Source organism: Paenibacillus sp. OSY-SE (genome assembly GCF_000283315.1).
Classification (GTDB): Bacteria; Bacillota; Bacilli; order Paenibacillales; family Paenibacillaceae; genus Paenibacillus_B; species Paenibacillus_B profundus.
The window spans coordinates 1-204 of the sequence record NZ_ALKF01000058.1 but is presented as its reverse complement, the minus strand read 5'-3'; the positions used below and the strand labels follow the sequence as shown (position 1 = coordinate 204).

At 38.7% G+C, this 204-nt stretch carries 1 protein-coding gene; it reads left to right on the top strand.

The window, feature by feature from the left end:
* The coding region (locus A372_RS38190; RefSeq protein ID WP_036702670.1) for a hypothetical protein at positions 1-204 on the top strand (204 nt) is incomplete at both ends.

Genomic DNA, 204 nt, shown 5'->3' with positions numbered 1-204 from the left:
CCAAGGTAACTCACTTATTAGGCGACTATTCTAGCTATAAGCATACCCTTGAAGATTATGATTACTGGATGAGAGTGAACTCCTTATTTGAGCTCAAACATGTGACGTTCGATGAGCCTATATATGATTATCGCTGGCATGATAAATCATTGACCGCTTCAGATCAAGAACTTGGCATCACATCTAACAGATATAAACTCATGG